Source organism: Corynebacterium sp. MSK035, from assembly GCF_030232615.1.
Taxonomy (GTDB): Bacteria; Actinomycetota; Actinomycetes; order Mycobacteriales; family Mycobacteriaceae; genus Corynebacterium; species Corynebacterium jeikeium_D.
The window spans coordinates 75,563-101,653 of record NZ_JASPJP010000006.1 but is presented as its reverse complement, the minus strand read 5'-3'; the positions used below and the strand labels follow the sequence as shown (position 1 = coordinate 101,653).

At 59.7% G+C, this 26,091-nt stretch carries 21 protein-coding genes; 14 read left to right on the top strand and 7 right to left on the bottom strand.

Annotated features, from left to right (window positions below; all coding sequences use genetic code 11):
• Nucleotides 1-11 precede the first annotated feature (11 nt).
• From QP978_RS05480 to QP978_RS05455, 6 genes are all read right to left on the bottom strand, one after another.
• Complete coding sequence (locus QP978_RS05480; protein WP_284856930.1) at nucleotides 12-1,928, bottom strand: ABC transporter ATP-binding protein; 1,917 nt, start codon at nucleotides 1,926-1,928, stop codon at nucleotides 12-14.
• A 60-nt stretch (nucleotides 1,929-1,988) separates the two neighbouring features.
• Nucleotides 1,989-3,341 carry a maltokinase N-terminal cap-like domain-containing protein gene (locus QP978_RS05475; RefSeq protein ID WP_147719345.1) on the bottom strand — a complete coding sequence of 451 codons (1,353 nt, stop codon included), beginning with the start codon at nucleotides 3,339-3,341 and terminating at the stop codon, nucleotides 1,989-1,991.
• Between the two features lie 31 nt (nucleotides 3,342-3,372).
• Nucleotides 3,373-5,184: a maltose alpha-D-glucosyltransferase gene (treS, locus tag QP978_RS05470; protein ID WP_284856929.1), complete on the bottom strand. Its 1,812-nt coding sequence runs from the start codon at nucleotides 5,182-5,184 to the stop codon at nucleotides 3,373-3,375.
• 107 nt (nucleotides 5,185-5,291) lie between these two features.
• Nucleotides 5,292-6,611, bottom strand: coding sequence for a PH domain-containing protein (locus QP978_RS05465; protein WP_168168362.1), 1,320 nt, complete (start codon nucleotides 6,609-6,611; stop codon nucleotides 5,292-5,294).
• 60 nt (nucleotides 6,612-6,671) lie between these two features.
• Nucleotides 6,672-7,160, bottom strand: a complete 489-nt coding sequence (locus tag QP978_RS05460; protein WP_016423127.1) for a PH domain-containing protein — start codon at nucleotides 7,158-7,160, stop codon at nucleotides 6,672-6,674.
• A gap of 225 nt (nucleotides 7,161-7,385) precedes the next feature.
• On the bottom strand, nucleotides 7,386-8,648 hold the full coding sequence (locus tag QP978_RS05455) for a carboxylesterase family protein (RefSeq protein WP_284856928.1): 1,263 nt from the start codon (nucleotides 8,646-8,648) through the stop codon (nucleotides 7,386-7,388).
• 100 nt (nucleotides 8,649-8,748) lie between these two features.
• Here QP978_RS05455 and QP978_RS05450 point away from each other — a divergent pair, with 100 nt between their 5' ends.
• Nucleotides 8,749-10,803, top strand: coding sequence for a M3 family metallopeptidase (locus tag QP978_RS05450; protein WP_284856927.1), 2,055 nt, complete (start codon nucleotides 8,749-8,751; stop codon nucleotides 10,801-10,803).
• A gap of 75 nt (nucleotides 10,804-10,878) precedes the next feature.
• Nucleotides 10,879-11,094, top strand: a complete 216-nt coding sequence (locus QP978_RS05445; protein WP_070853988.1) for a hypothetical protein — start codon at nucleotides 10,879-10,881, stop codon at nucleotides 11,092-11,094.
• A 359-nt stretch (nucleotides 11,095-11,453) separates the two neighbouring features.
• Here QP978_RS05445 and malQ read toward each other — a convergent pair whose 3' ends face one another.
• Nucleotides 11,454-13,673 (bottom strand): 4-alpha-glucanotransferase, encoded by a 2,220-nt coding sequence (malQ, locus tag QP978_RS05440; RefSeq protein WP_049189616.1) that lies wholly within the window; start codon nucleotides 13,671-13,673, stop codon nucleotides 11,454-11,456.
• Between the two features lie 154 nt (nucleotides 13,674-13,827).
• Here malQ and QP978_RS05435 point away from each other — a divergent pair, with 154 nt between their 5' ends.
• From QP978_RS05435 to QP978_RS05380, 12 genes are all read left to right on the top strand, one after another.
• Nucleotides 13,828-15,660, top strand: coding sequence for an AMP-dependent synthetase/ligase (locus QP978_RS05435; protein WP_016423122.1), 1,833 nt, complete (start codon nucleotides 13,828-13,830; stop codon nucleotides 15,658-15,660).
• Nucleotides 15,661-15,778: 118 nt separating this feature from the next.
• Nucleotides 15,779-16,552, top strand: coding sequence for a hypothetical protein (locus QP978_RS05430; RefSeq protein ID WP_224783736.1), 774 nt, complete (start codon nucleotides 15,779-15,781; stop codon nucleotides 16,550-16,552).
• Nucleotides 16,549-17,712 (top strand): radical SAM family heme chaperone HemW, encoded by a 1,164-nt coding sequence (hemW, locus tag QP978_RS05425; RefSeq protein ID WP_016423120.1) that lies wholly within the window; start codon nucleotides 16,549-16,551, stop codon nucleotides 17,710-17,712. Before QP978_RS05430 ends, hemW begins: the two co-directional genes overlap by 4 nt.
• A gap of 9 nt (nucleotides 17,713-17,721) precedes the next feature.
• Nucleotides 17,722-18,759: a heat-inducible transcriptional repressor HrcA gene (gene hrcA, locus QP978_RS05420; protein WP_016423119.1), complete on the top strand. Its 1,038-nt coding sequence runs from the start codon at nucleotides 17,722-17,724 to the stop codon at nucleotides 18,757-18,759.
• Between the two features lie 2 nt (nucleotides 18,760-18,761).
• The gene (gene dnaJ, locus QP978_RS05415; RefSeq protein WP_049189613.1) at nucleotides 18,762-19,892 is read left to right on the top strand and encodes a molecular chaperone DnaJ; all 1,131 of its coding nucleotides are present in this window, start codon (nucleotides 18,762-18,764) and stop codon (nucleotides 19,890-19,892) included.
• A 45-nt stretch (nucleotides 19,893-19,937) separates the two neighbouring features.
• Entirely contained in the window at nucleotides 19,938-20,717 is a 780-nt protein-coding gene (locus tag QP978_RS05410; RefSeq protein ID WP_284856926.1) for a 16S rRNA (uracil(1498)-N(3))-methyltransferase, read from the top strand.
• A 12-nt stretch (nucleotides 20,718-20,729) separates the two neighbouring features.
• Nucleotides 20,730-21,758, top strand: a complete 1,029-nt coding sequence (locus QP978_RS05405) for a PhoH family protein (protein ID WP_049189611.1) — start codon at nucleotides 20,730-20,732, stop codon at nucleotides 21,756-21,758.
• 16 nt (nucleotides 21,759-21,774) lie between these two features.
• Nucleotides 21,775-22,308 carry an rRNA maturation RNase YbeY gene (gene ybeY / locus QP978_RS05400; RefSeq protein WP_005511056.1) on the top strand — a complete coding sequence of 178 codons (534 nt, stop codon included), beginning with the start codon at nucleotides 21,775-21,777 and terminating at the stop codon, nucleotides 22,306-22,308.
• Nucleotides 22,305-23,633 (top strand): hemolysin family protein, encoded by a 1,329-nt coding sequence (locus tag QP978_RS05395; RefSeq protein WP_016423115.1) that lies wholly within the window; start codon nucleotides 22,305-22,307, stop codon nucleotides 23,631-23,633. The genes ybeY and QP978_RS05395 overlap by 4 nt, the downstream gene beginning before the upstream one ends.
• A gap of 4 nt (nucleotides 23,634-23,637) precedes the next feature.
• Nucleotides 23,638-24,579, top strand: coding sequence for a GTPase Era (gene era, locus QP978_RS05390; RefSeq protein ID WP_042389423.1), 942 nt, complete (start codon nucleotides 23,638-23,640; stop codon nucleotides 24,577-24,579).
• A gap of 4 nt (nucleotides 24,580-24,583) precedes the next feature.
• Nucleotides 24,584-25,333: a DNA repair protein RecO gene (recO, locus tag QP978_RS05385; protein ID WP_016423113.1), complete on the top strand. Its 750-nt coding sequence runs from the start codon at nucleotides 24,584-24,586 to the stop codon at nucleotides 25,331-25,333.
• Nucleotides 25,334-25,361: 28 nt separating this feature from the next.
• Nucleotides 25,362-26,084, top strand: a complete 723-nt coding sequence (locus QP978_RS05380; protein WP_168161662.1) for an isoprenyl transferase — start codon at nucleotides 25,362-25,364, stop codon at nucleotides 26,082-26,084.
• The last annotated feature ends 7 nt before the right edge of the window (nucleotides 26,085-26,091 follow it).

Here is a 26,091-nt window from a genome sequence, read left to right as displayed (position 1 = left end):
ACGACGGCGCTTTACCCCTTGATTCCGTAGCTCTTCAGGCGCAGACGATCCGCCGCAGAAGCCGAGGCCGTCAGGCGCAGCAGCTCGGCGTAGATACCGTCAGTCTGTGCCAATTCGGCGGGTGCGCCCACCTCGTCGACGTGACCGTCACGCAGCGTAACGATGGTGTCCACATCGGAAATCGTGGACAGGCGGTGGGCGATGATAACCGTGGTGCGCCCCTCCATCAGCTTGTCTAAGCCACGCTGAACTTCGCGTTCTGCCTTGGTGTCCAGCGCCGAAGTGGCCTCGTCCAGGATGAGCAGGGGAGCATCCTTCAAAATTGCGCGCGCAATAGCGATGCGCTGCTTCTGGCCACCCGAGAGCTTTAGCCCGCGTTCACCAATAGTGGTGTCGTAGCCGTCGGCGAAGCTGCGAATGAAGTCGTCGGCATTGGCCTTTTTGGCCGCAGCGATGACTTCCTCATCGGTAGCGTTGGGTTTGCCGTAGGCGATGTTCTCTCGAATCGTGCCGGAGAACAGCGAGGAGTCCTGGAACACGACGGCAGAGCCGGCGCGCAGAGTGGAACCGGAAACCTCGGAGACATCCGACCCCAGAACGCTTAAGCGGCCTGCGGTCGGGGCATAAAAGCCGAGCAGCAGGTTGACGATGGTGGACTTGCCGCCACCCGATTCGCCGACCAAGGCGATTTTTTGACCTGAGTACGCCTGGAAGCTGACGTTGGAGAGCACCGGCTTGTCCTCTTCGTAGGCGAAGTCCACTGCATCGAAGTCGACGACGGGAGCGTCCATAGCCTCCTGCTCGGCTGCGCGTTCCAGGGAGGAGCGGTAGGCGCTGTCGCTAGCGGCGTTGGCTGAGATGGAACCAACAGATGCGGGGGCGAAGTCGCCGTTATTCGCGGTCGCCGCATTGAGGAGCTCCGGCTGCGTGCGAGCCTCTGGGGTAAGTTCCATGACCTTGAAGTAGTCCCGGGAACCGGCGACTGCGCGCTGGGCAGCGTCGACCAAGAAGCTCATCATGGTCACCGGTTGGCGCGCCATATTAATCAGCTGAATGAGCATGACCATGGTGCCGATGGAGAATTCGCCCGACAGCGTGCGCAGGAAAAGCAGCAGGTAGATACCTGCGAAGATGACGTTCAAAATGCCGCCGCGCAGGGCATCCATGCGGTGCCACCACGTTGACTGCTCGTGGGTCAGGGAGATGGTGCGGCGGAAACGGGAACCAAAGAAAGCGATTTCGCGCAGCTCCGCGGTGAAGGATCGAACAACCTTGACCTGGCCGATGACCTCGGCAAAACGGCCACCGGCGATATCGATTTGTTCGTTTTTCTTGGCTTCAACCTTTTGCCAGCGTCTCGACGTCAACGCGGTGAGCAGGGTGTAGACCGGGAAAACGATAATCAGCAGCACGGCCAGCGGCCAGTAGTACCAAGCAGTGATGGCCAGCACTGCACCGACGGTCAACAACATCGGGAAGAAGTTGTTGGAAAACGCCTGGAGGAATTGCGTGATATTGGTAATCGAGCGTTCCAGGCGGGCGATAATTGTGCCGGTGACCTGGCTGTCGAAATAGCGCTGCGGCAGAGACAGCAGCTTTGCATAGTAACGGGTCGACAGAATCTCGCGCATGCGCGCAGTCATCACATCGCCCAGGTAACCACCGATGTTATGCACGATGGTTTGCGTCAGATCGGCAATCAGCAGTCCGATGACCAGCCAAATCACGGTGCGAGTGGTGTTGGACATCGCCGCTTGGCTCAAGCCTTCATCGCTGGACACCGCGCCGACGATGGCGTCGGTGGCATCGCGGATGAGGAAGGGGCTAATCAACGACGCGGCGGCGGTGGCCAGCGAACAGATGATGACCCCGATATAGAAAGGCCAGAGCACTCGCGTGGTGGATAGGATTCTGCTGAGCAGACGCACGAAAGACCTCTATCTTGCGGGATGATGACTCCCCGCTATGAAATTACTGCGACAAGAGCCCTATCCTAGCAGCGAGCGCACAGCACGAAGCGGCAGCGGCAGCCAGTTGGGACGGTTCTGGGCTTCGTAAAGGCACTCATAGATGGCCTTATCCAGAACAAACGCTTCCAACAGCACCGGGTCGCTGCTGTCGCCATAGCCTTCCAAGAAGGCATCGATATTGCGGCGAGCCCACTGCTCAACACGCTCGGTCGCTGCCTCGGTGTCCTCACGTCCCGTCAGCAGCGGGTAGTGAGCGGCGTAATCGAAGGATCGAATCATGCCGGCGATATCGCGCAGGCGGTGGTCCGGCAGACGGCGCTCCTCCCACGGGCGCGACGGCTCGCCTTCGAAGTCAATCAAGCGCCATGAGCTTGGAGTGCGCAATACCTGCCCCAAGTGCAGATCACCGTGGATTCGCTGGACGACGGCACCACCTTCCGGTACCGCAGCCTCTGCGCGATCGAAGATAGCCTGCGCCTTATCCTTGACCTCCGCAATTTGTGGCACCACACCAGCGACGAAGTCCAGGCGAGCACGCAGGGGAGCCACCAACTCCGCACCGGTCAGGCGATTCTTCACCGCGACAGCGGCGGCGAGGCTGCTGTGCACCGAGGCCACTGCTTCGCCGAGCGCACGGGCTTCGGAGGTAAAGTCGGTGCCCAAATCTTCCAGCGGGGTCTGGGCGTCGCGGATGGCGTCGCGGACTGCGCCGAGAGCCAGCTCCCAGCCATCGACCGAGTTCGGTGCGAATTCCTGCAGCATGGCGGTGGTGTAGGCGTCCTCGCCAATGGTGGTCTCTACCCAGGAGTAGAGCTCAGGGACGAACTTGCAATCCGCCTGGGCTAGTGCGGCCAGCAGCTCCACATCGGCATTAGTGCCGGGGTAGAGGCGACGGAAGAACTTGCACATCACGCGGTCGTCGAAAATGACCGAGGTATTCGACTGTTCTACTCCCATAGGGCGGCCGGATTCCGGTCGGGGCTGCTCAGAGCCCGGCACACGCCGCAGTTCCATGCGGCCGAGCTTGCCTTCGTCGGAAAGCTTCTGGCCGAGTGCCGTGATGGCGTCCGAATCAATCAGAGCGTCGTAGCCGACGACGCCGTCGGCGCGAACCAGTAGGGACTGTTCGTGGCCCTCGGGGACGTCCTGCGCCCAAGCGATGGGCAGCTGATAGGTCGGTGCGGAATGGGCGGTGTGCACTCTCACCAATGCGATATCGACATCGGGACTGTTGGGATTGTCGCGCAGTACGGGGTCAAGCGCGAGGATCTCGACGTGGTCGATGTCAGAGACCTTGTCAGCGAAAAAGCGCATCCTGACCAGTGTGTCTGCCAGCTCTTCGGCAATGAAATCGGCGGTGGGAATAGTCATTTCAGTTCATTCGCCTTTCGGGACTTAAAGATCACTCTCTATTATCGGCGTTTGTGACGGCATCGGCATTGGCATCGGTGGCGGTGCCAGAGTGCTCGCGTGATGACGTCACCGGCGCGTCCGATATCGCCTGTGCAACCGGGATTGTCGGCGCGGACATTGAGACGCTCGATTCGGCGTTTGTCTCCGGCGGAAGCTGGATTTCGAACCAGTAGAAACCGTGGCCAGGAAGTGTGATTTGGTAGGAATCAGTGCCAATCGTGGGGAAGGGAACCGAACCCGTCAGCTCTACCGGTGTGGCACCGGAGAACTCGGACAGATCCAGCGAGACGGCCGCGGGATAGGAGGACAGGTTGTTGACACACAGCAGCACTTCATCGCCGTATGTGCGCAAATAAGTCAGAACAGAGGCCGTGTCGCTGTTTAACTCGCGGAAATCACCGAGACCAAAAGCCTCATAGCGTTTGCGGACCTGAATTAGTCGACGCACCCAATTCAACAGGGAGTTGGAGTAGCTCGCCTGGTTTTCGACATTGACAGCCTGGTAGCCGTAGGTCGCATCCTGAATGGTCGGCAGGTAGAGCCGACCCGGGTCGGCCTTGGAAAACCCGGCGTTGCGATCGGGCGACCACTGCATCGGTGTGCGCACGCCATCGCGGTCACCGAGCCAGATGTTGTCACCCATACCGATTTCATCGCCGTAGTAGAGCACCGGCGAACCCGGCAGGGATAGCAGCAAGGCATTGAAAAGCTCGAGTTGGGTGCGGTCATTTTGCAGCAACGGCGCTAGACGACGGCGAATGCCGATGTTGGCCTTCATCCGCGGATCGTGCGCATACTCGGCATACATGTAATCGCGCTCTGCATCAGTGACCATTTCCAACGTCAGCTCATCGTGGTTGCGCAGGAAAATACCCCACTGAGCCGAAGAGGGAATCTCTGGCGTGGACTCCAGGATCTCCGAGATGGGAAAGCGGGACTGCTTGCGCACCGCCATGAAAATGCGTGGCATAAGCGGGAAGTGGAAAGCCATGTGGCATTCGTCGCCACCGACCTCCGGGTCGCCGAAGTATTCCACCACATCGGAGGGCCACTGGTTGGCCTCCGCCAGCAGGACGCGACCCGGGTATTCCTCGTCCATGACCTTGCGGCAGCGCTTCAGAAAAGCGTGGGTCTCGGGCAGGTTCTCGCAGTTAGTACCCTCGCGTTCAAAGAGGTAGGGAACAGCGTCGAGGCGGAAGCCATCAATGCCGAGATCCGACCAGAAGCGCAGCACATCGAGCATTGCTTCCTGCACCGCCGGATTGTCATAGTTCAGATCTGGCTGGTGGGAGAAGAAGCGGTGCCAGTAGTACTGGCCACGCACCGGGTCGTAGGTCCAGTTGGAATCCTCGGTATCCACGAAAATAATGCGTGCGCCCGAGTAGGTGTCCGGGTCATCGGTCCAGACATAAAAGTCGCCGTAGGGGCCATCGGGGTCAGTGCGCGACTGCTGGAACCACTCATGGCTATCGGAGGTGTGGTTCATCACCAGGTCAGTAATAACGCGGATACCGCGCGCATGGGCCTCGTCGAGAAGCACCTTGAAATCCTCGACCGTGCCAAACTCGTCGAGAACGGCGCGGAAGTCGCGGATATCGTAACCGCCGTCGCGCAGCGGGGAGTCGTAGAAAGGCGGCAGCCAGAGGCAGTCGACACCCAGCCATTGCAGATAATCGAGCTTTTCCGTCAGCCCTTTGAGGTCGCCGGAGCCGTTGTTGTCGGAGTCAAAGAAGGCTCGGACGAGCACCTCATAGAACACCGCGCTGCGGTACCACTCGTAATCTTTCTTGGCGATAGTCATGCATCCCAGCGTAATGACTATGCCGCTAGCCTGCAGAGGGAGTTTTCCTGCGAGATCCCACAAAACCGCGCGAGTCGGCGGTCCTGGGAGACCTCATGAAACACCTTTTAAACAGCCTTGTGTTCCTGAATCAGCGCGGCGAGTTGATACGCATCAGCCAGCGCCAACTCCGTTGCCACCGGTGTGACAGTTCCTGGCACCATGTCGATTCGCACGTTCGCCACGCCCGCTGGTTTCTTCAGCGGAGAAATGGTTAGTGTATGCCCCTGGATGCGCTGCCAGGGGACTATGAACCGCGTATGCCAGAACCGACCCTTGGTCACCAACAGCCCTCGCCGCGTGGCAGTGACCTTCTGGAACTTCCAGTCAATGGGGCTGAGCCACCATGCCGTGCGTGGAGTCTGCCAGGAGCCCAGCAGGTCATCGGCAGAGGACGGTCCCGCAATCTCAGTCATCAGGTAATCGACAATCGCGTCCGTCTCCGGTGCCGGTGCCACTGGCACCAGTGTGTTGTTCGACTGTGTGCTGTCCAGGCCGTACCCCGCCACGGAGACATCCGCACGGGACCATCTCCACGGACGCCACCAGAGCGGTTGCACCACTTTGAAGCCATGAATGCGATCAATGGGAATGGTTTGAGCGCGTGTCGACAACAGCCCGGCGGTAATTGCCAGACGCCTGCTTTCCGACGACACCTTCAGCGTGAAATCCCACGACTGATTTAGTACTCCGAAAAGGCCGAGCGCGAAACTGCCAATCACAATCAGAGTAGTGATGGTTACTCCGCTGAGGATTTCCACGATGAAGTCGGTAAACAGCGCAGAGACAACGGCGAGGAGGATGAGAGCTATGCCGACGAAAAGACCGGGTCCAATGGCCACGGATGCGACCAACCGTCCGACATCGACCGGGCCAAAAATAGTTTTCGCGTCGGACATGCGGGAGGACATGTGGGCACTGGAGTCTTGAGCAGCGGCGGGGCTGTCGCCGTCGTAAAGCGAATGTGCCAGTTCGGTGTCCAGCTTTTCTACCTCGCCCAACACGTCAGCGCGGAACTGTTCGCATTGCGGGGGAGTGAGGTATTTGATCGTGAAGTGCGAATCGGAGCCGCCGGCTGTTTCAATGACAATTTCCGCGAGCCCGAAAATGCGCGCCAACAATGGTTGGTTGATATCCACCGCCTGCACGCGGTCGAGCCGTGCCGCGCGTCGAGAACGCAGTAGCCATCCGGAGCCGTAGCGAACCTCATCGTCGGTGAGTTCGTAGAACGTATACCGCCAGGACAACCACGAGAAAAATGCAATCAGGCCGATAATTATGGCGACCGCACCGGTACCGATAAGCAGACCGAGCCATGCCCAGTCGTAGAGCTGAGTCACGACAGCAACGGCCAATTGCCACTGATTCGCGACTGCGAATGCAGTCACAGCAGCGATTGTGGCGAAGCTTTTGAGCAGCGGGGATAGTGGATGAACTCTATGCCTCATTTAAAGACCCGCCATCCGGTCGTGGGCGCGCTGAGATAGACGGGCGCGCAGGACGAGAGCTTCTTCGCGTGGCAGACCGTGGACGGCGGCATCCGAGCTCGCCGATGCTGTGTTGAGCTTCAGCGTTGCCAGTCCAAACAGGCGAAGCAGCGGTCCTTCATCGATGTCGATGAACTGGATTCGTCCGTAAGGGACAATAGTGACCGAGCGCCACCAGCGTCCGGATGCAACGATGAAGTCGTTATCCCCTTCGAGGTATCGGTGGGCACGAACTCGGCGGCCGATGAGCCAGTAGATATATGCGAAGTAGAGCACGCAGGCGAGGACTCCCAACCACATCCACGGAGTCCACGCCACCGCGGCTACGGCAGCTGCAACCGTGATAACTAGCAGGGGAGCAGCGTGCGCGATTCGCTTCACCTTAGCCAGCGCGGGGTCGACCGGCTGCAGCGCAGAGTTTTCGGGGACTAGTAAATCAAGTGGCTCCATGGTTGACAGTTAAACACAATTGGTAAAGTTTGCGCCCAACCAGGTGCTTCGGTAAGAACGGTGGCTATGGACCGCAGGAAACTCATTGCAGTACTCATCACGCTAATTACCATTTTGGTCTGCGTGGAGATTTACCAGTACATGCAGACTCTGCCGAGCTAAATAGCAGCGCTAACCGGTGCGGCCAATGGCAAGCCTCAGCCGTCTCATGCGCCTAATCCCGTTTTATGCGCCAAAGAGCTGGCGCGGAGCCGCCCACGCATCGATGGCGATGCCCTCAACTGCCTGTGCGTCAGCGCCAGCAAAGGTGGTTATCTTGCGGTCGTCGTTGTAGCGGGTGCCCTCGCGGATGAATTCGACCGCCACTTGGTGGAATGGATGGTTAGGCTCTTTCATACCGAAGAAGCGTGCAATCTCGATGCAGTGCGGAGCACCACTGGTGCGGCCAGCAGGTGCGTGGCCCAACCCTTCTCCCGGTTCGAACTGTGCCGCCCACACATCTAACCCAGCCGCTACGGACCGTTCGGCGACTTTAACAGCGTAAGAACGAATCGCGGAGTCAGAAATGACATTTCCCATCGGACGCTCGGCATAAGCGTCGGTCGGAAATTCGCCGCGGCCACGATGCCCCTTGGCATAGCGCCGAGCCATCCACTCCCGCATGGGCAACTTGTCCATCGCCACAACCGGCGGTTCTGAGAAGAACTCTTCGCTGGTGGCGGTCACCATCGTGGGCAGTGTGGGAGCAAAGCTGTCAAAGCGAGGCCCAATTGCCGGATCCGAAGGCGAGGATGCCGAAACCAATTTCTGGGCCCGAGCGACCCTGCGTTCGTCGGCACGCGAAAAGACCTCGGTGGACGGCGCACGTCCCACACCGATGCCCGCCAACGTGCGGCGGAGGCGCGAGCCGGACAGCAGCGAGAAGGCCGGCGACATGGCGATGGTGCGCTGAATCTGACCGCGCGTGCGTTGGTCGGCTGCGAGGGTGAGCGCCAGCGCCGCACCCGCCGATTGCCCCGAGATAGTGATGTTGTCGATATCGCCGCCGAAGGCAGGCGCGTTCCGACGAGCCCACTGCAGCCCCAGATATAGATCATCAATGGCCCGGTAGGTCTCTGTTTGACTGTCGCGCCAGAATCCCTCCAGTCCCTTGCGGTATCCGAGCGAAACGGTGATGATGCCGGCCTGCGCAAAAGCCGTTGCGTCTGTCCAGGGCTCGGAGGGGTGCCCAAACTCGTAGCTACCACCGTGAATCCACAGCAATACGGGGTAGGAAGCGTCCGCGGGCCCAGCCGGTGCGGTGACGGTGAGAACTAACTCGCGCTCGGGCTCACAGCGCCGAGTGCCTGACTGTGGGCCGTCGGCCACTGGTGCCGACGCGGCAAACGGAGCAGCATCTGCGTAATCGATGTTGAAAACTTGTATTGCGCCATCGTGAATCCGGCCGGTCAGTTGCCCGCAGGGAGCGGAAATAGTCGTCTCTGTCATGGCGGAAAACGCCTCCTCGTCACTGTTGGTCCTGCCAGAAGGGCGGGGAGCCTGTGGTAGTCGCGCTCGCGTTTTCGAGCACGCTACAGTTGAATTCACTATGACCAATGATGCACGAAATCCACTGTTGACACCGTCGGAATTGTTCTGCGAATTGCCAGATTTTGCGGCAATCGATGACAGCCACGTCCGCGAGGCGTTTAGCGAAGCAATGCGCAGCCATGCACGCGAGATTGATGCGATCGCCACGTCGTCGGAGGCACCGACCTTTGTTAACACCATCGAGGCAATGGAGAAGGCGGGCCAAGATCTGGACCGCGTCGCTGCTTATTTCTTCAACGTTGCCGGCACGGACGCCACCGATGTCCGCATGGAAATTGAAGCCGAGATTGCCCCGCAGCTCACAGCACACCTGGATCAGATTCGCATGCGCAGTGACTTGTGGCAGCGCATCAATGCCATTGACAGCGTTGACGATGCCGCCAACCCGGAAGAAGCGAAGCTGCTGCTGAAGAAGGTCCGCGAGGACTTCCAGCGCGCCGGTGCGGACCTTAGCGACGAGGACAAAACCGAGCTTAGCCGCATCAATTCCCGCCTCTCTGAGCTTTCCACCGCCTTCGGCGAAAACCTGCTGAAGGACACCGTTGCGCGCGCAGTGGAAATCTACGACCGCGAGGAGCTCGCCGGGCTTTCCGACGATGCCATTGCGTCCTTCGCCGCCTACGCGAAAAAGGCAGACACCGATGCGCCGTGGCTGATTCCACTGGACCTACCATCAACTCCGGCACAGCTGGCTGACCTGGATAATCCGGCTACTCGTGCCAAGCTCTACGAAGCCTCACTGGGACGTGCGGGTGCTGCCTCCGGCAAGTTCGACAACTCCGACATTGTGCTGGAAATGGCACGCCTGCGCGCCCGCCGCGCCAAGCTGCTCGGTTACGACACGCATGCGGATTACGTCATTGCCAAGGAGACGGCAACCACCGCAGAGGCTGCTCGAAAGCTCATTGCAGACCTGGCGCCAGCTGCCATTGCCAATGCTGAAGGTGAGTACAAGCGGGTCGCTGATTTGGCTGGCGATGAGACGGTCACGGGCGCTGACTGGCCGTACTGGGAGCGCCGTCGTAAAGCGGAAGAATTCGCAGTCGACACGGAGGAGCTCAAGAACTACTTCGAACTGCACCGTGTCATCGAAGACGGCGTGTTCTACGCTGCCCGCAAGCTTTACGGCATCGAAGTAGTCAAGCGCGAGGACCTGCAGGGATACGCGCCGGGCACGACTGTGTGGGAGGTCCGCCAGGGTGGAGGGGAGACCATCGGCCTGATTATCACGGACTACTTCTCGCGTCCGACCAAGCGCGGTGGTGCGTGGATGAGCTCGTTTAGGGATCAGTCCCGTCTGCTGGACCGCCTGCCGGTCGTGGTCAACGTGATGAACATTGCCGAAACCGAGCCGGGAACCCCGGTGCTGCTGACACTCGACGAGGTCACCACTGCTTTCCACGAGTTCGGGCACGCCCTCCACGGTCTGCTTTCCGACGTCACGTACCCGACCTTCTCGGGCACTAACGTCCCGCGCGACTTCGTGGAATTCCCCTCTCAGATCAACGAGAACTGGGCGCTTGAGCCGTCCATTCTGGCCAATTACGCCGTCCACGTTCGTACCGGTGAGCCGATTCCAGCAGAGCTAGTCGAGTCGGTGAAGAAGGCCCGCACCGCTGGTGAGGGATTTGCCACGGTTGAGTACCTCGCAGCGTGCGCCATCGACCTGGCCTGGCACAGCCTCACCGAGGAGGAAGCGGCTCAGGTCACCGATGTCGACGCTTTCGAAGCGGAAGCACTCGCCGAACTCGGCCTCGATGTTCCCCACCTGGCCCCGCGTTACCGCTCCCGCTACTTCAACCACATCTTCGCTGGCGGTTACTCGGCGGGCTATTACTCCTACCTGTGGGCAGAGGTGCTCGATGCGGACGGTTTCGGTTGGTTCACCGACAACGGCGGTGCCACAATCAGCGGCGGCAGCCACTTCCGTGAAGAGATCCTCTCCCGTGGTGGCGCCATCGACTTCATGGCTGCGTACCGCGCTTTCCGAGGCCGCGATAAGGACATCCAGCCGCTCCTCGAACGCCGCGGGCTGTCGGGCACTGATGCCTAGCTTCATGCTTTACGACGAGCCCCGCGACCGCCGCCCACTGGTTATTCCGGTCACCGGCAGGGTAGGTTGACACTCATGGCAGAAGCATTCGACAGGGTAGGGCAGTGGCTTATTCAATTGCCACTGCTTGCGCAGGTCAGCGCGCTATGCGTGGTTCTGCTGGTAGTCGGAGGATTTGTTGCTTTCGTTCTCGTCGGTGCAATCGATGTTGTCAGCGGTCGTCTGTGGCAGTGGTCGGTGCGCCGGCGGGAGCGTTCGCAGGAGTGTCGAGGAGCGGGCAGCGAGAGCTAGCCGAAGAGGTAGTGGCCTTGCGGATAGCTCACCGAGAGACCCGATGAATTGAGCTGGGAGAAGCCCCCTTTAAGTGTTGGGTCGCTATCGCTGCCCTAAGGTATGTCTTAAAGTATTAGGAAATTTGCCCAACAGGCTAGAGTTGGGTAGTTCGCAAATATTTCGCAGTAGGGAGCTGAGTTAGCATGCATCGGTCGAGGCACTCGAAGGTCCTACTTGCCCTAATCGTTTTGCTTCTTCTCATCCTCATCGCTGGTGCAGTCACCGATTTCCAGTTTTAGCCTCGGTTTTAGTGCCGGGCATATAACCTGAAAGATCGGTGAACAGCAAAAATGAGGGATTAGTCGCTCACGAACCAATTAACGCTTGAATCCGGGGAAGCGAGGCAGGTCCTCGACAAGCACGGCCTTGCCCTCGGCATCGGTTAGCGGAATGCACCAGTTCGGGTACTGGTCGTGGCTCGTGCCCGGCTGGTTCTGAGTACGACGATCGCCGACCATGTCCACCAAGGCCTCACACTTCAGCGCGGATGGCGTCTGGTCGAGGAAGCGGTGCAGCCCCGTGACCAGTGCGTCAATTGGTGGCAGATTATCGCGGGTAAGGGAATGAACATCCATGTCCGCCGCAGCCGTGTCACCAAAGCAGCCGGCTTCCTTGGCCGCACCCAAAACCTTTCGAATCCACTCGAAGTCCCGGCGGTCTTCCTCCGCGACGTCGGAAAGCAATAGTCTCAGGCGTTCCCGTAGCTTGATGTGCTCGCCTGCGAGGTAGCCTGCCGTCGGCGGCAGATCGTGCGTGGTGACGGAGGACAGGCACAGGCTGCGGTAAGCGCTTGGTGGTTTCGGCTGGTCGCCCTCGGATTCAAACCACACGATCGAGGTGCCCATGATGCCCCGCGAGGCCAGGTAGTCCTGCACCCACGGCTCGAAAGTGCCCAGGTCTTCGCCTACGACGACGGCCCCAGCGAGCTCGGCCTCAAGTGCGAGAATGCCGACCATTGCCTCGTGGTCGAAGTACAGGTAGGTGCCATTGACGGGGGACTCCATCCGCGGCATGACCCAGAGGCGGAACATACCCAGCACGTGGTCAACACGAATGCCACCTGCGTGGCGAAGGATTGTGCGCAGCATGTCGCGCCAGGGGCGGTAGCCGGCCTCGGCTAGCTTGTGCGGGTTCCACGGCGGCTGCGACCAGTCTTGGCCGCGCTGGTTAAAACCGTCTGGCGGTGCGCCAACAGAGATAGCAGGAGCGAGCCAATCCGCAAGGTTCTCGGCATCCGCGCCGCCAGGGTGCACGCCGACGGCAAGGTCGGCCATGATGCCGATGCGCATACCCGCATCCAGGGCTGCCTCTTGTGCCTGGCCGAGCTGCTGATCGAGAATCCACTGCACCCAGAGGTGGAACTGGAAGATTTCCTCCCGCAGAGATTCGACACTGGCGTGGTTACCCAACGGTGGAACCAACTCGATATCGTTCTCGGTTACGGCACCAGAATCGGAAGTGGCAGCGCGTGCAGCATCGCGGGCAGCAGCGCGATCCGCGAGCTCGCGCTCGGTGCACCACGACGCGTAGTCGTATATGCCACGGCCCTCGGCCTCCAGCCAACGGTCAAATTCCGCCTGGCGTGCGCTGGACAGGGGGATCTTGTGAATTGCCCGCAATACCTTGAGCTTTGCAGCGTAGATGGGGTTGCGGTCAATCTCATCAGGGCTGTGATTGAGCTGGTGGAAAGAGTTCGCTAGCGCACGGGCTTCATCGGCCTCGTCCTTGTCCAGGTACCCGAACTCGTCGATAAGCTCTGGGCGCGCGTACAGCGGATTGACATAGCGGCGCGTGGTGGGCAGGTACGGCGAGTCTTCTACCGGAGGCAGTGGCTCTGCGGCGTGCAACGGATTGATGAGGACGAAATCAGAGCCCGCGTGCTCTGCACTGACCTGTGCCAAGTCGCCGAGGGTAGCGAAATCGCCAATACCCCAGCTGCGGCTGGAGCGTACCGAGTACAGCTGTGCCATGACACCATGCGCAGGATTCTGCACGTACTTGTCGGCAGTGGCGAGACGGTTGGGGGTTACGGCCACATCGCACTCAGCGACGTTGTCATCGTTGACTGCGCGCAAGCGATGCCAACCAAGTGGCAGATCCTCTGGAATTGCGAAGGCGGCTTCACCCATCAACACATCGCCGACCTGGCGTGGCGGTACCAAGTGGTGCACCTGAGCGCAGGGCCATTCTGCGCCGTCCTCCAGTTTCACAGTCACGCTGACATTGCTGCCGTGCGGTACGTGAACCAGAACTCGGTGGAAGATGCCCTGGCGGGTAACTACCACGGGCGGGAGAAGGCGAGACCACTGCGTGTCTGCCCACTCACGACGGGCGTCGTTGATGTCGGCATCGCTGGGATCTGGGCCCAGATCGATGTCGAGAGCAGCGAGAGTTTTTAGCACTGTCTCACGAGAGACGTGCACGAGTTGGCCCTCGGTGGAGTAGTAGGAAACCCCAACTCCGACATCTTTAGCGAGGTCGGCGAGTGGAGAGGAAAGGGGAGGATTGGAAGCTGCCTGTGTCACCCTTTCCATCATGCCAGTTTAGAAAAACTTTGCCAGTAGTAAGGTAAATCACTTCGTTATCGAAATATTTACTGAAATCACAACGGCGCAGGGTTTGATGTTCTAAGTTGATTCCTAACGAAACCAACGACGGACAGAACTACCGAAAGTAGGGGTTTGTAACTCGATGCGTGAATATACTACCGAGGCGAAATACGTCATCGGCGAGGACGAAACGATTATTACCTCGCTGCAGGAGCTGGTGCAGAAGCGCCCGAAGCTGGTGCTTTTCACTCGCCCCAAGAACTTTGAGTGGGTAAATGTCACTGCTCAGGAGTTCTATGACGAGGCAAAGGGCGTCGCTAAGGGGCTAATTGCCAACGGTGTTCAGCCGGGCGACCGCGTAGCGCTGCTCAGTGAGACTCGCTACGAGTGGAACCTGATCAATACCGCTATCTGGATGGCAGGCGCTGCTGTTGTCCCGATTTACGGCTCTTCTTCGTCTGGCCAGATTCGTTGGATTATTGAAAACTCCGGTGCTGTTTTCGCATTTACCGAGTCGCGTGAGCACACCGACCGCATGAAGCCTCTGCTGGTCGAAAAGGGCACCGAGAACCCGGAGGGCGAGTCTCAGCTGCGTCGTGTACTGGAGATTAACGCTTCCGCTACTGACACCATTAGCTACGAAGGCCGTGACATTGACGGCGACGAGGTCGAGCGCCGCATCAAGGACACCAAGGCCGACGACCTGGCAACCGTGATTTACACCTCCGGTACCACTGGTCGTCCGAAGGGCTGCGTGCTCCTGCACAGCAACTGGCTGGCGGAGGCCCGCGCCATCCTCACCAACGAGATTGGCCTGATTGCCCGTCCGGGGAACCGCATTCTGACCTTCCTGCCGTTGGCGCACGTGTTGGCTCACGCAGTGTCCCTGGCTTCGATGATTTCCGGTGCTACCCAGTCTCACTGGGCTGATACCAAGACCGTCACCCTGGAGTTCCAGCGTTCCCGTCCGCACATGATTCTCGGTGTGCCGCGCGTGTTCGAGAAGGTTCGTGACTCCGCCTACGCCTCCGCTAAGGAGAAGGGCGCATTCGGCCTGGCCATGTTCGAGCGTGCTGAGGCCACCGCCATCGAGTACTCCAAGGCACTGGATACTCCGGCAGGTCCGTCGCGTGTCTTGAAGCTGCGTCGCCAGCTCTACGATCGCCTGCTGTTCTCGAAAATTCGCGCAGCTATGGGTGAGGCCGTGCAGTACACCATTTCCGGTGGTTCGGCTCTGTCCTCTGACCTCGGGCACTTCTTCCGTGGTCTCGGTGTGCCTGTCTACGAAGGCTACGGTCTGACTGAGTCCACGGCTGCCGTCACCGTGAACAACCCGAGCGAGCAGATTATTGGTACCGTTGGTCGTCCGGTCGGTGGTTGCTCCGCCGCTATCGCTGATGACGGCGAAGTTCTGCTCCGTGGTCCGGTTGTGTTCGACCGCTACTGGAAGAACGAAGAGGCAACCAAGGAAGCCTTCATCGACGGCGAATGGTTTAAGACTGGTGACCTCGGTGAGCTGACCGAAGAAGGCCACCTGAAGATCACCGGCCGCAAGAAGGACCTCATTGTCACCGCAGGTGGTAAGAATGTCGCGCCGGGTCCGATGGAAGACCGCATGCGTGCGCACCCGCTGGTGTCCCAGGCAGTCGTCATCGGCGATGGTCGTCCGTTCGTCTCCGTGTTGGTCACTCTCGATGAGGAGGCACTGGAGAAGTGGAAGATTGAGCACTCCGTCCCCGAGCACACCTCGATCCGTGAACTCGCTGCCTCCAGCGCAGTTTTGCGCGCCGAGATTCAGGACGCCGTCAACTCCGCTAACGAGCTGGTTTCTCACGCAGAGGCTATTAAGAAGTTTCATATTCTGGACAGTGACTTCACCGAGGAAAGCGGCGAGCTGACCCCGACCATGAAGGTCAAGCGCAACATTGTCATGGACAACTACTCGCGTGACATTGAGGCTCTCTACCAGCGTTAATTCACGTTCTGCCCGCTGCCGATAGAAAACGGCAGCGTGTTGTTACCGCGCTAGCGCCCCTCACCCCATTAAGGTGAGGGGCGCTAGAAATTTTTAAGGAGTTTTCAGTTTTCGAAAGTTGGCATTCGTCAATGTTCGTCGGTACTCGGAAGCGGAAAACTGCAATGATGTCACCGACACCGAAGATGTCGTGGGAGGGCGGGCAATGATTAACCACTTCGATGCTCGGCTACGCCTGCGCGAAGTGACCCAAGAGCTCTACGACATTGGTGACGAAGTTGCCGAACACATCGAGCACCTCGCTCAGGCGGTTGCTGATGTAGATCGTGAGCTGGTGGACGAATGTGTTCTCGAGCTCGCTGACATCGTCGACGAGGCCGTTGAGGACTGCCGCCCTCTGATTGGTGAACTTGATGGTCTACGCCAAGCGTTTACCTCCGGCATTCGCTCGGGGCGCATCGGTACTCTTTCCTCCGCTTCGACACCGCGTCGACACCCGCATCCGGCACCGAAGTCTCCGGATGTGCAGTCACTGTCGCTCATTCCGGCTCCTTTGAAGCATCCGGTTGCAGTCCCTACGGTCACGCAGGCAATGATTGCTCGCTCCGATGCCGTGGCTTCTTACCTGGAGGAACTCGCCGACTGGGTTTCCGCCGAAAACATCCGAGGCGTGGAGAAGCTCGGTAGTGTGGTGCTTCCGCAGCTTTACGCGCAGTCTGGCCGCCGAGCACTGTCCGCTGCCGCCGCTTGGTGTGTTGCTGTTCCCGAGACTCATCCGGCAGTTGCCAATGCGCTGCGCGGCCGTAGGCCTCCGGAGTTCCTGATGGAACGTGCCCGCATCGATGAAATTGTCCGCCGCGTCAAGCAACGTCGAGCCAAGGAGCATGCGTGAGCGAAGCCTCCGCACACACCGATTCCTTCGGTGTCTACTTACACGTCCCATTCTGTGCCACCCGTTGTGGCTACTGTGATTTCAACACGTACACGCCAGGTCAGCTGGGCAGTGGCGCAACGCAGGGAGACTACCTCGATGCCATCGTGGCTGAGCTCGAGATGGCCGTCGTAAAGCACCCCGAACTAGCGCGTGGCGCCGATACCGTATTCGTCGGCGGGGGTACGCCGTCGATGTTGGGGGCGAGTGGTCTTCGTCGTCTGCTCGACGGTGTGCGCAACAGCTTTGGGCTTGCTGACGACGCTGAGGTCACCACCGAGTCGAATCCCGAGTCGACCTCCCCGGAGTTTTTCGAAGGCCTGGCCGAGGCAGGGTTTACCCGGGTGAGTCTGGGCATGCAGTCGGCTGTGCCGCATGTGCTGGCCACTCTGGATCGTACGCACACGCCGGGGCGTCCTGCGGCGGCAGTGGCGGAGGCACGCGCTGCCGGTTTTGAGCACATCAACCTCGACGTTATCTATGGCACGCCAGGGGAGTCGATGGCGGATCTCGATACGACGTTGGAGGCGGTCCTGGCCACGGAGGTCGATCATGTTTCGGCGTACTCGCTGATTGTCGAGCCGGGTACTGCGATGGCGCGTAAGGTCCGTCGTGGTGAGCTGCCGATGCCTGACGACGACGATCTCGCCGACCGCTACGAGCGCATCGATGCCGCACTGAGTCAAGCCGGTTTCTCCTGGTACGAGGTGTCCAACTGGGCGAAACCGGGCGGCCAATGTCGTCACAATATGCTCTACTGGCGCGATGGAAATTGGTGGGGTGCGGGCCCCGGTGCCCATTCGCATCTGGATGGCACGAGGTTTTACAACGTCAAGCATCCGGCTCGCTACGCGGCGACCATTTCCGGCGGAGAGTTGCCGATTAAGGATTCAGAAGGGCTAACGGCCGAGAATCGGCACACTGAGAAGATTATGCTGGGCCTCCGCTTGGCCGAGGGTATCGATGCCAATCTGCTCGGAGAGGATGAGCTGGGCAAGGCACGTCGGCAAGCGGAAGCGGGCATGGTGGAGTTTGTTTCCGTCGATTGTGGCCAGCGGATTCAGCTGACCAATCGCGGTCGTTTGCTGGCCGACGCAATAATTGTTGACATCCTTAGTTAAACTATCCGCATGTCATCTCAGACGGATAAGCGCAGGCAGGAAGTTCTTCGGGCAATTGTCTCGGATTACGTAGCTTCCCAGGAGCCCGTTGGCTCGAAGGCTCTGGTGGAGCGCCACAATCTGGGTGTGTCCTCGGCGACCATTAGAAATGACATGGCGGTGCTGGAGGCTGAAGGTTATATCCAGCAGGAACATGCATCGTCCGGGCGTATCCCGACTGAGAAGGGCTACCGCCTTTTTGTGGACAATCTTTCGCAGATTAAGCCGCTGTCCAGGGCCGAGCGCCGAGCTATCCTCGAGTTCCTCGAAGGCGGCGTCGATTTGGAGGATGTGCTGCGCCGCAGTGTGCAGCTGCTGGCCCAGCTAACCCGCCAGGTCGCAGTGGTGCAGGTGCCGACGCTGGAGGTCTCCCGCGTCCGGCACTGCGAGGTCGTCCAGCTCGCCGACGCGCGATTGTTGCTGGTAGTCATCACTGACACCGGACGCGTGGAGCAGCGCAATGTTGAACTGCCAGCACCGATGGATCCCGATCTCGTGCCGCTCTTGCGCGAGCATTTCAACCGCGCGATGTCGGGGCACACGCTTGCCGACGCGTCGATTGCGATTTCCGATCTTGCAGCTAACGCCCCGCGTGATTTGCGGGATGTGCTTATTCGCTGCTCGACGGTGCTGGTGGAGTCGTTGATTGAGAAGCCGAATGACAGACTCATCCTGGCCGGGGCATCGAATTTGACCCGTGGTAATATGGCCGGTCGCTTACCTTCTACGTTGCCCATGGTTCTTGAAGCTCTCGAAGAACAGGTGGTCGTGCTGAAACTGCTGTCGGCCGCGCAGGATTTGCACCACGTTCGCGTTTCCATCGGTGAGGAAAACGAGGACGAGGAGCTGCGCGCTACCTCAGTTGTTTCAACTGGCTATGGCACCGGCACCGAAATTTTGGGTGGCATGGGCGTAGTTGGCCCCACATTTATGGATTATCCGGGAACAATTTCCTCGGTTGCTGCTGTTGCACAGTACGTTGGCCGGGTATTGAAAGGAAGTAGCTAAAGTTGGCACGCGACTATTACGGCATCCTCGGAGTGGAGAAGGACGCTACGGACGCTGAGATTAAGAAGGCGTACCGAAAGCTGGCGCTCAAGTACCACCCAGACCGTAATCCGGGTGATGAAGAAGCTGCGGAGAAGTTCCGTGAGGCATCTGAGGCGAACGAGGTCCTGCTGGATCCTGAAAAGCGCCGGATTGTGGATATGGGAGGAGATCCTCTCAATCCGCAGGGCGGTATGCCAGGCGGTGGCTTCGGCGGTTTCGGCGGCGGCGGAGTCGGCGATATCTTCGAAGCATTCTTCGGCGGTGCGGGCGGTACCCGCCAGCGCCGCTCGCGTGTACAGCCAGGTGCAGATGCGCTGCTGCGTATTTCGCTGGGCCTCGATGAGGCATTCACCGGTGTCCGCAAGCCCATCACGGTGGACACCGCGGTGCTGTGTGAGCAGTGCGAGGGAACTGGCTCGAAGTCCAAATCCAAGCCGAAGATGTGTACCAGCTGTGATGGCACTGGCGAGATTCAGCAGGTCCAGCGTTCCTTCCTGGGCAATGTGATGACCTCGCGGCCGTGCCCGACTTGTGAGGGCACCGGCGAGATCATCCCCGATCCGTGTAACAACTGTGGCGGTGACGGTCGCGTGCGCGCTCGCCGTGACCTGACCGTGAATGTCCCAGCAGGTATCTCTGATGGGATGCGTATTCGTATGGCCGGTCAGGGCGAGGTCGGTCCGGGCGGTGGCCCGGCGGGTGATCTCTACGTGGAAGTTGCCATGGACCCACACCCGGTATTCGAGCGCGAGGGTGATGACCTGCACTTTAACGTTCAGGTTCCAATGGCCGATGCTGCACTTGGCACCGAGTTTGAGGTCGACGACCTGCTCGGCGAGCCAATGACCATCAAGGTTGATTCGGGCACCCAGCCGGCAGAGCAGATTCGTCTGTCGGGCAAGGGCATGCCGCATCTGCGCGGCGAGGGCAACGGTGACGTGGTTGCCCACGTCGATGTCACGGTGCCGACGAAGCTGGACCGCAAGTCCCGTGAACTGTTGGAGAAGCTCCGCGACCACCGCGATGATGATGCCAAGGTGGCTAATTCCAGCGAGCGACACGGATTCTTCTCCCGTTTCCGTCGCCGTTGAACACGCCATCCCCCCCCATAGCCCCACAGTGAGTGTGAAGCACGCATGAGTTTGCCCGTATTCCTCGGTGATTTCGCCGAGCTGCCGCACCCGGAGGAAATCATTCGGATCCTCGGGCCTGAGGCAAAGCACATCAGCGTTCGCAGGTTGAAGGAAGGCTCGGAGATTCTCCTGGTCAATGGCGCGGACATGGTGGTGCGGGCACAGCTTATGCATGTTGACCCGCGCGAGGTTCACTTCCGCGTAATCGCTGCCGAGAAGCGTGCACGTCCAACGCCGCACGTCACGGTAGTGCAGGCGTTGCCGAAGTCGGATCGTGCCGAGCTCGCTGTTGACTTGATGACCGAGGCTGGGGTTGACGAGATTATCCCGTGGGCGGCAGTGAACTGTGTGGCCCGTTGGCAGGGTGCAGCAAAGGTCACCAAGGCGCGCGCAAAGTGGCAGTCGGCTGCACGCGAGGCAGCGAAGCAGTCTCGCCGTGCATGGATTCCGCCGGTTGCAGATCTGCATAGCTCCGCTGATATCGAGCAACTCATCCGGGAAACTACGTCAGCAGGTGGTGCGGCAGCAGTTTTGCACGAGGAGGAAACAACTCCATTCGTGGACTTCGCCGCACAAACAGCAAACGCTGACAAGGTTCTTTTCATCGTCGGCCCAGAAGGGGGAGTGAGCCCCGAGGAACTCGAGGCCTTCCGCGCCGCCGGCGCGAGTTCGGTGGTGCTCGGCCCGACGGTTCTCCGTAGCGCCCTGGCTGGAGCTGCTGCTCTCAGTGCGCTGGGCCCGCTGACGAAGCGGTGGGGCGGCACGCCCAAGAGTGGTCAGTAGGATAGACGCATAATGACAAAATATTCAGTAACTGCTCGTACCACGGCCGTCGTCGAGCTCGATGATAATCTCGCGCCGATTGTGGTCGGTCACGCGGATCAGAATCTCCGTCTGCTGGAATCCCTACTGGCAGCGGATATTCATGTCCGCGGCGGGGTTGTAACAATCAAGGGTGCGCCGGCGGATGTCTCTTTGGCTGTCCGCGCATTCAAGGAGCTTGAGGCAATGGCCCGTCGTGGCCATGAGCTCTCCCCGGAATCAGTGCGGCACGCGGTGGGCATCGTCGATCGCGGTGAAAAGTCCGCCAGTGAGGTGCTCGGTGGCGGAATTGTGACGCACCGCGGCAAGACCGTGCGTCCGAAGACCGAGGGGCAGAAGAACTATGTCGATGCCATCGACCGCTTCAACGTTGTGTTCGGCATTGGCCCCGCCGGTACTGGCAAGACCTTCCTGGCTATGGCAAAGGCTGTTGCCGCACTGAAGGATAAGCAGGTTGAGCGCATTATTCTGACTCGTCCGGCGGTGGAGGCCGGGGAGAACCTGGGCTTTTTGCCGGGTACTTTGCACGAGAAGATTGACCCCTACCTGCGCCCGCTGCACGATGCGATGCGCGAGATGCTTGAACCGGAGCTAATTCCAAAGCTGATGGAAACCGGGGTAGTGGAGGTTGCACCACTGGCTTATATGCGTGGTCGCACCTTGAACAATGCGTTCATCATTCTCGATGAGGCGCAGAACACCACTCCAGCACAGATGAAGATGTTCCTCACGCGTTTGGGCTTCGGATCGAAGATGGTCATCACAGGTGATGCCAGCCAGGTTGACCTGCCCCGTGGGCAGAAGTCCGGTCTGGCAGTTGCCCGTGAGGTGTTGCGTGGCGTGCCGGGAATCGCGTTTCCGGCGTTGGCCGCGGCCGATGTGGTGCGAAACCCCTTGGTCACCGCAATTGTCGAGGCCTACGATGACTACGATGCCTATAACGAGGGCATTGCGCAGGGCGCCGAGTCCTCACCCAAGCGACAGTCCGCCACCAAGCGATAAAGGACGCTGAAATTACATGAGCATTGAAGTTTTCAACGAGTCCGGTCAGGGCGTCAATGAAGAATCGCTTATCGACGTTGCCCGTTATGCGTTGGGTCGCCTGGACGTGCATCCGGCAGCTGAGCTGAGCATTCACATTGTCGACTTGAAGACGATTGAAGATCTCCACGTGCGCTGGCTGGACCTGCCGGGGCCGACGGATGTGATGAGCTTCCCGATGGATGAGCTCACTCCCGGCTCTGGTCGCCCCGATGCTGCCAGCCCAGGACCTGCCATGCTTGGCGACATCGTGTTGTGCCCCGAGTTCGCTGCGGGCCAGGCTGAGCGCGCAGGCCACCCTCTGAGCCACGAGCTGGTGCTGCTCACCGTGCATGGTGTGCTGCACCTGTTGGGCTATGACCACGTCACTGCTGAGGAAGAGCGCCAGATGTTCTCCCTGCAGAATGGTCTGTTGGCGGACTGGTACGACGACATCGATCGTCGTGGTGTCAGTTTTTCCGAAAAACCGATTAACCCCAATGCGTTCCCGGAACGTTCTAACGAGCGATGATCACTTTGATAATTGTCGCCGTTGTGGCGATGATCTGCGCTGGCGGACTTAACACAGTCGAAACTGCGGTCGCAGGCATTTCCCGTGCACGCGTGGCTGAGCTGCAGCGTGACGAGGTCGCGGGTGCTAATGCGCTTCTCAAGGTCGTAGAAAATCGCGCTCGGCACGTCAATGTGCTGGTGATTTTGCGGACGCTGTGCGAGTCAATCGGTGCAGTGACGCTTGCGGCAGTTTGTCTTAAGCTTTTCGAGCCGGAGCGCTGGGCCATTGTGGCTGCAGTGGTGTTGTTGGCTCTGTTCACCTTCCTGGTCCTCGGGGTGTTTTCCCGCACGATGGGTCGGAAGAATCCGTACTCGATTTCCCTCGCCACCGCGGTCGTTCTGAGTTTTATGGCCAAGGTGTTGGGGCCACTGGAAAAGTTGCTGATTTGGTTCGGCAACATCATCACCCCTGGTGGTGGCTTCCGCGATGGCCCGTTCGCCACTGAAGTCGAGTTGCGCGAGATGGTCGATATCGCCCAGGAGCGCGGCATTGTGGAGCACGATGAGCGCCGCATGATTCAGTCTGTGTTCGATCTCGCGGAAACGTCGGCACGCGTTGTTATGGTTCCGCGCCCAGAGATGGTGTGGATTGAGGCGGATAAGCACTGTGGTCAGGCAGTGGCCCTATGCGTGAAGTCGGGTCACTCGCGACTGCCGGTGATTGGCGAGAGCGTTGAGGACATCGTCGGCGTCATTTACTTGAAGGACATTGTCCAGCAGACGTACTCGCGTACTGATGGCGGCCGCGGTGTTCGCGTCTCCGAGGTCATGCGTGACTGCGTTTTTGTGCCCGATTCCAAGCCACTGGATGACCTGCTCGATGAAATGCAGCGCACCCGCAATCACATCGCCATCCTCATCGATGAATACGGATCGGTCGCCGGCCTTATCTCTATTGAGGACATCCTCGAGGAGATTGTCGGTGAGATCGCCGACGAATACGACGAGGCCGAGCAGGCCCCCATCGAACCACTGGGGGATGCCTCCTACCGCGTGCAGGCGCGCCTCAGCTTGGGCGAGCTCATAGAGCTTTACGACGAAGCCCACGGGCGCCAACTCGTCTTCGATGACGAGGTCACCGATGAGGTGGATACGGTCTCCGGTCTGTTGGCATATGAGCTTGGACGTGTGCCACTGCCCGGTTCGTACGTAGAATATGCAGGACTGAAGTTTACCGCCGAGGGCTCGCGTGACCGTCGTGGTCGTATGCGAGTACGCACTGTGGTGGTGGAGCCGACTGCGGAGTTTTACTCCGAGGAAGAAGATACTGATGGGCAATCTTGATGACATGCTGGCCAATGCTGGACTTGGCGGAGATGCTGATGATTACAGCGCGCCGGAGGGCTTTCGCTCTGGGTTCGTTTCCATTGTGGGGCGTCCGAATACCGGTAAGTCCACGCTGACCAATTCCCTGGTGGGCGAGAAGATCGCTATTACCGCTAACCAGCCGGAAACCACGCGTCATCCAGTCCGAGGTGTAGTCCACCGCGAGAACTGTCAGATTGTTGTCGTGGATACGCCAGGTCTGCACAAGCCACGCACGCTGCTCGGTGAGCGCCTGAATGACATGGTTCAGGAGACCTACTCCGATGTGGACTTGGTCGCGATGGTCGTGCCTGCCGACGAGAAAATTGGCCCCGGTGACCGCTGGATTTACGAGAACGTCTCCAAAGGTTGCAAGAACATCATGGGCATTGTGTCCAAGGTGGATAAGGTCTCGCGCGACACCATTATTGAGCGCCTGATCGAGCTGCAGGAGTTGCTCGGTCCGGATGCCGAGCTGGTGCCACTTTCGTCGAAGTCCGGCGAGAACATCAACACGCTGATTGATGTCATGGCTTCCCAGTTGCCGGAGGGACCGCGCCTGTACCCGAAGGGGCACATCACCGATGAGGATCTGCACACCCGGATGGCGGAGCTCATTCGCGAGGCGGCCCTCGGCGGTCTGCGCGATGAGTTGCCGCACTCCGTGGCAGTCCAGATTGATGAGGTGCTGCCGAACCAGGATCGCGAAGGCGTCCTGGATGTCCACGCCGTTATCTATGTCGAGCGTTCGGGGCAGAAGTCCATCCTCATGGGGCGCGACGGTCGACGCATGGGCACCACCATTCACAAGGCTCGTAAGGAACTCATTGCGCTGCTCGGTCAGAATGTTTACCTCGACCTGCGCGTGAAGGTGCTGAAGGACTGGCAGTCGGACCCGAAGCAGCTGGGCAAGTTGGGATTCTAAAAAGTTGGTCGAGCCGTATCGCGACCGTGCGCTGGTCGTACGCCGCTACGACCTCGGCGAAGCCGACCGCATCATCGTCCTTTTCACCCGCGACCACGGCCTAGTCCGCGGTGTCGCCAAAGGCGTGCGCCGCGCGAAGAGCCGCTTCGGCTCCCGCCTCTCACCATTCGTCGACGTGGATGTCAACATCTACCCACGCCGAGGACTGTCCACTATCGCAGGCGCAGATACCGTGCGCACGTGGGCAGCACCGCTTGTCGACGACTATGCGCGCTACACCTGTGCGTGTGCAGTCCTGGACGTCGCCGAACGCATTGTCGGCGAGGAGCAAGTGCCGGCTCCCGAATTGTGGGATCTCACCACCCAATCGCTCGACGACGTTGCGGCCGGTCGCCATCGCCCCGATTTGTTGCTGACCTCCTACATCCTGCGAGCAATGGCGCAGGCAGGTTGGCAGCCAAGCCTCTTTGAATGCGCAGGCTGCGGCAAAGCCGGCCCTCACCACGCGTTTTCTCCCGCACTGGGCGGAGCAGTGTGCACCAACTGCAGGCCACCGGGTGCAGATACTCCGCCGACCGAGGTTCTGCATCTGATGTGGCAGCTTGCTCATGAGCAATGGGCGGGCATCGATACGTCGTCAAGCGAATTCGAGGGACGAATGGCGACGGCGCGTACCCTAACGGCGAAGTACCTGCAGTACTACCTGGGCCGCCGGGTGCCGGCGCTGGAACATGTGGATGCTTTTTGGCAGTAAACAGTAGCGGTGGGGCACAATAGGAAGCGTGTTGAATCCTCCTGTACCGCAGCAATTCGTGCCCAATCACATCGCGCTCGTGATGGACGGCAATGGTAGATGGGCCGAACAGCGTGGGCTCAAACGCACCGAAGGGCACAAGCGTGGCGAGGCCGTGCTGATGGAGTGCGTCGATGCTTGTTTGGAGATGGGCGTCAAGCACCTGTCGGCCTACGCATTTTCCACTGAGAATTGGCGTCGTTCGGTCGATGAGGTCCGATTCCTCATGGGCTTTAATCGCGATGTGCTGCGTCGACGTCGTGATGAGCTGGATTCGAAGAACGTTCGCGTGCGTTGGGCAGGGCGTCGTCCGCGACTGTGGCGCTCGGTGATTAAGGAACTTGAGATTGCCGAGGAGCAGACGAAGGACAATGACGCGCTAACTCTGTATATGTGCGTCAACTACGGTGGTCGCGCTGAAATTGTTGATGCTGCTAGAGAGATTGCTCGTCAGGCAGCAGCGGGGGAGCTCAGCGAATATGACTTGACCGAGAAAACTTTCGCACAGTTCCTGGATGAGCCGACTATGCCGGATGTCGATCTGTTCCTGCGTCCGTCGGGCGAGCAGCGCACGTCCAACTTCTTGATCTGGCAGTCCGCCTATGCGGAGATGGTCTATCAGGACAAGCTTTTCCCGGATTTCGGTCGGGATGACATGCGCGCCGCAGTGGTGGAGTACGCCAAGCGCGACCGTAGGTTCGGCAAGGCCTAGCGCCGGT

Excerpts from the sequence above, each read along its gene's own strand:
- treS (WP_284856929.1), bottom strand. The coding sequence starts at position 5,184 with ATGACTATCGCCAAGAAAGATTACGAGTGGTACCGCAGCGCGGTGTTC.
- QP978_RS05445 (WP_070853988.1), top strand. The coding sequence starts at position 10,879 with ATGGCAGAAGCATTCGACAGGGTAGGGCAGTGGCTTATTCAATTGCCA.
- QP978_RS05455 (WP_284856928.1), bottom strand. The coding sequence starts at position 8,648 with ATGACAGAGACGACTATTTCCGCTCCCTGCGGGCAACTGACCGGCCGG.
- QP978_RS05395 (WP_016423115.1), top strand. The coding sequence starts at position 22,305 with ATGATCACTTTGATAATTGTCGCCGTTGTGGCGATGATCTGCGCTGGC.
- QP978_RS05460 (WP_016423127.1), bottom strand. The coding sequence starts at position 7,160 with ATGGAGCCACTTGATTTACTAGTCCCCGAAAACTCTGCGCTGCAGCCG.
- hrcA (WP_016423119.1), top strand. The coding sequence starts at position 17,722 with ATGTCATCTCAGACGGATAAGCGCAGGCAGGAAGTTCTTCGGGCAATT.
- QP978_RS05435 (WP_016423122.1), top strand. The coding sequence starts at position 13,828 with ATGCGTGAATATACTACCGAGGCGAAATACGTCATCGGCGAGGACGAA.
- QP978_RS05405 (WP_049189611.1), top strand. The coding sequence starts at position 20,730 with ATGACAAAATATTCAGTAACTGCTCGTACCACGGCCGTCGTCGAGCTC.
- QP978_RS05450 (WP_284856927.1), top strand. The coding sequence starts at position 8,749 with ATGACCAATGATGCACGAAATCCACTGTTGACACCGTCGGAATTGTTC.
- malQ (WP_049189616.1), bottom strand. The coding sequence starts at position 13,673 with ATGATGGAAAGGGTGACACAGGCAGCTTCCAATCCTCCCCTTTCCTCT.
- era (WP_042389423.1), top strand. The coding sequence starts at position 23,638 with ATGCTGGCCAATGCTGGACTTGGCGGAGATGCTGATGATTACAGCGCG.
- QP978_RS05475 (WP_147719345.1), bottom strand. The coding sequence starts at position 3,341 with ATGACTATTCCCACCGCCGATTTCATTGCCGAAGAGCTGGCAGACACA.
- QP978_RS05410 (WP_284856926.1), top strand. The coding sequence starts at position 19,938 with ATGAGTTTGCCCGTATTCCTCGGTGATTTCGCCGAGCTGCCGCACCCG.
- ybeY (WP_005511056.1), top strand. The coding sequence starts at position 21,775 with ATGAGCATTGAAGTTTTCAACGAGTCCGGTCAGGGCGTCAATGAAGAA.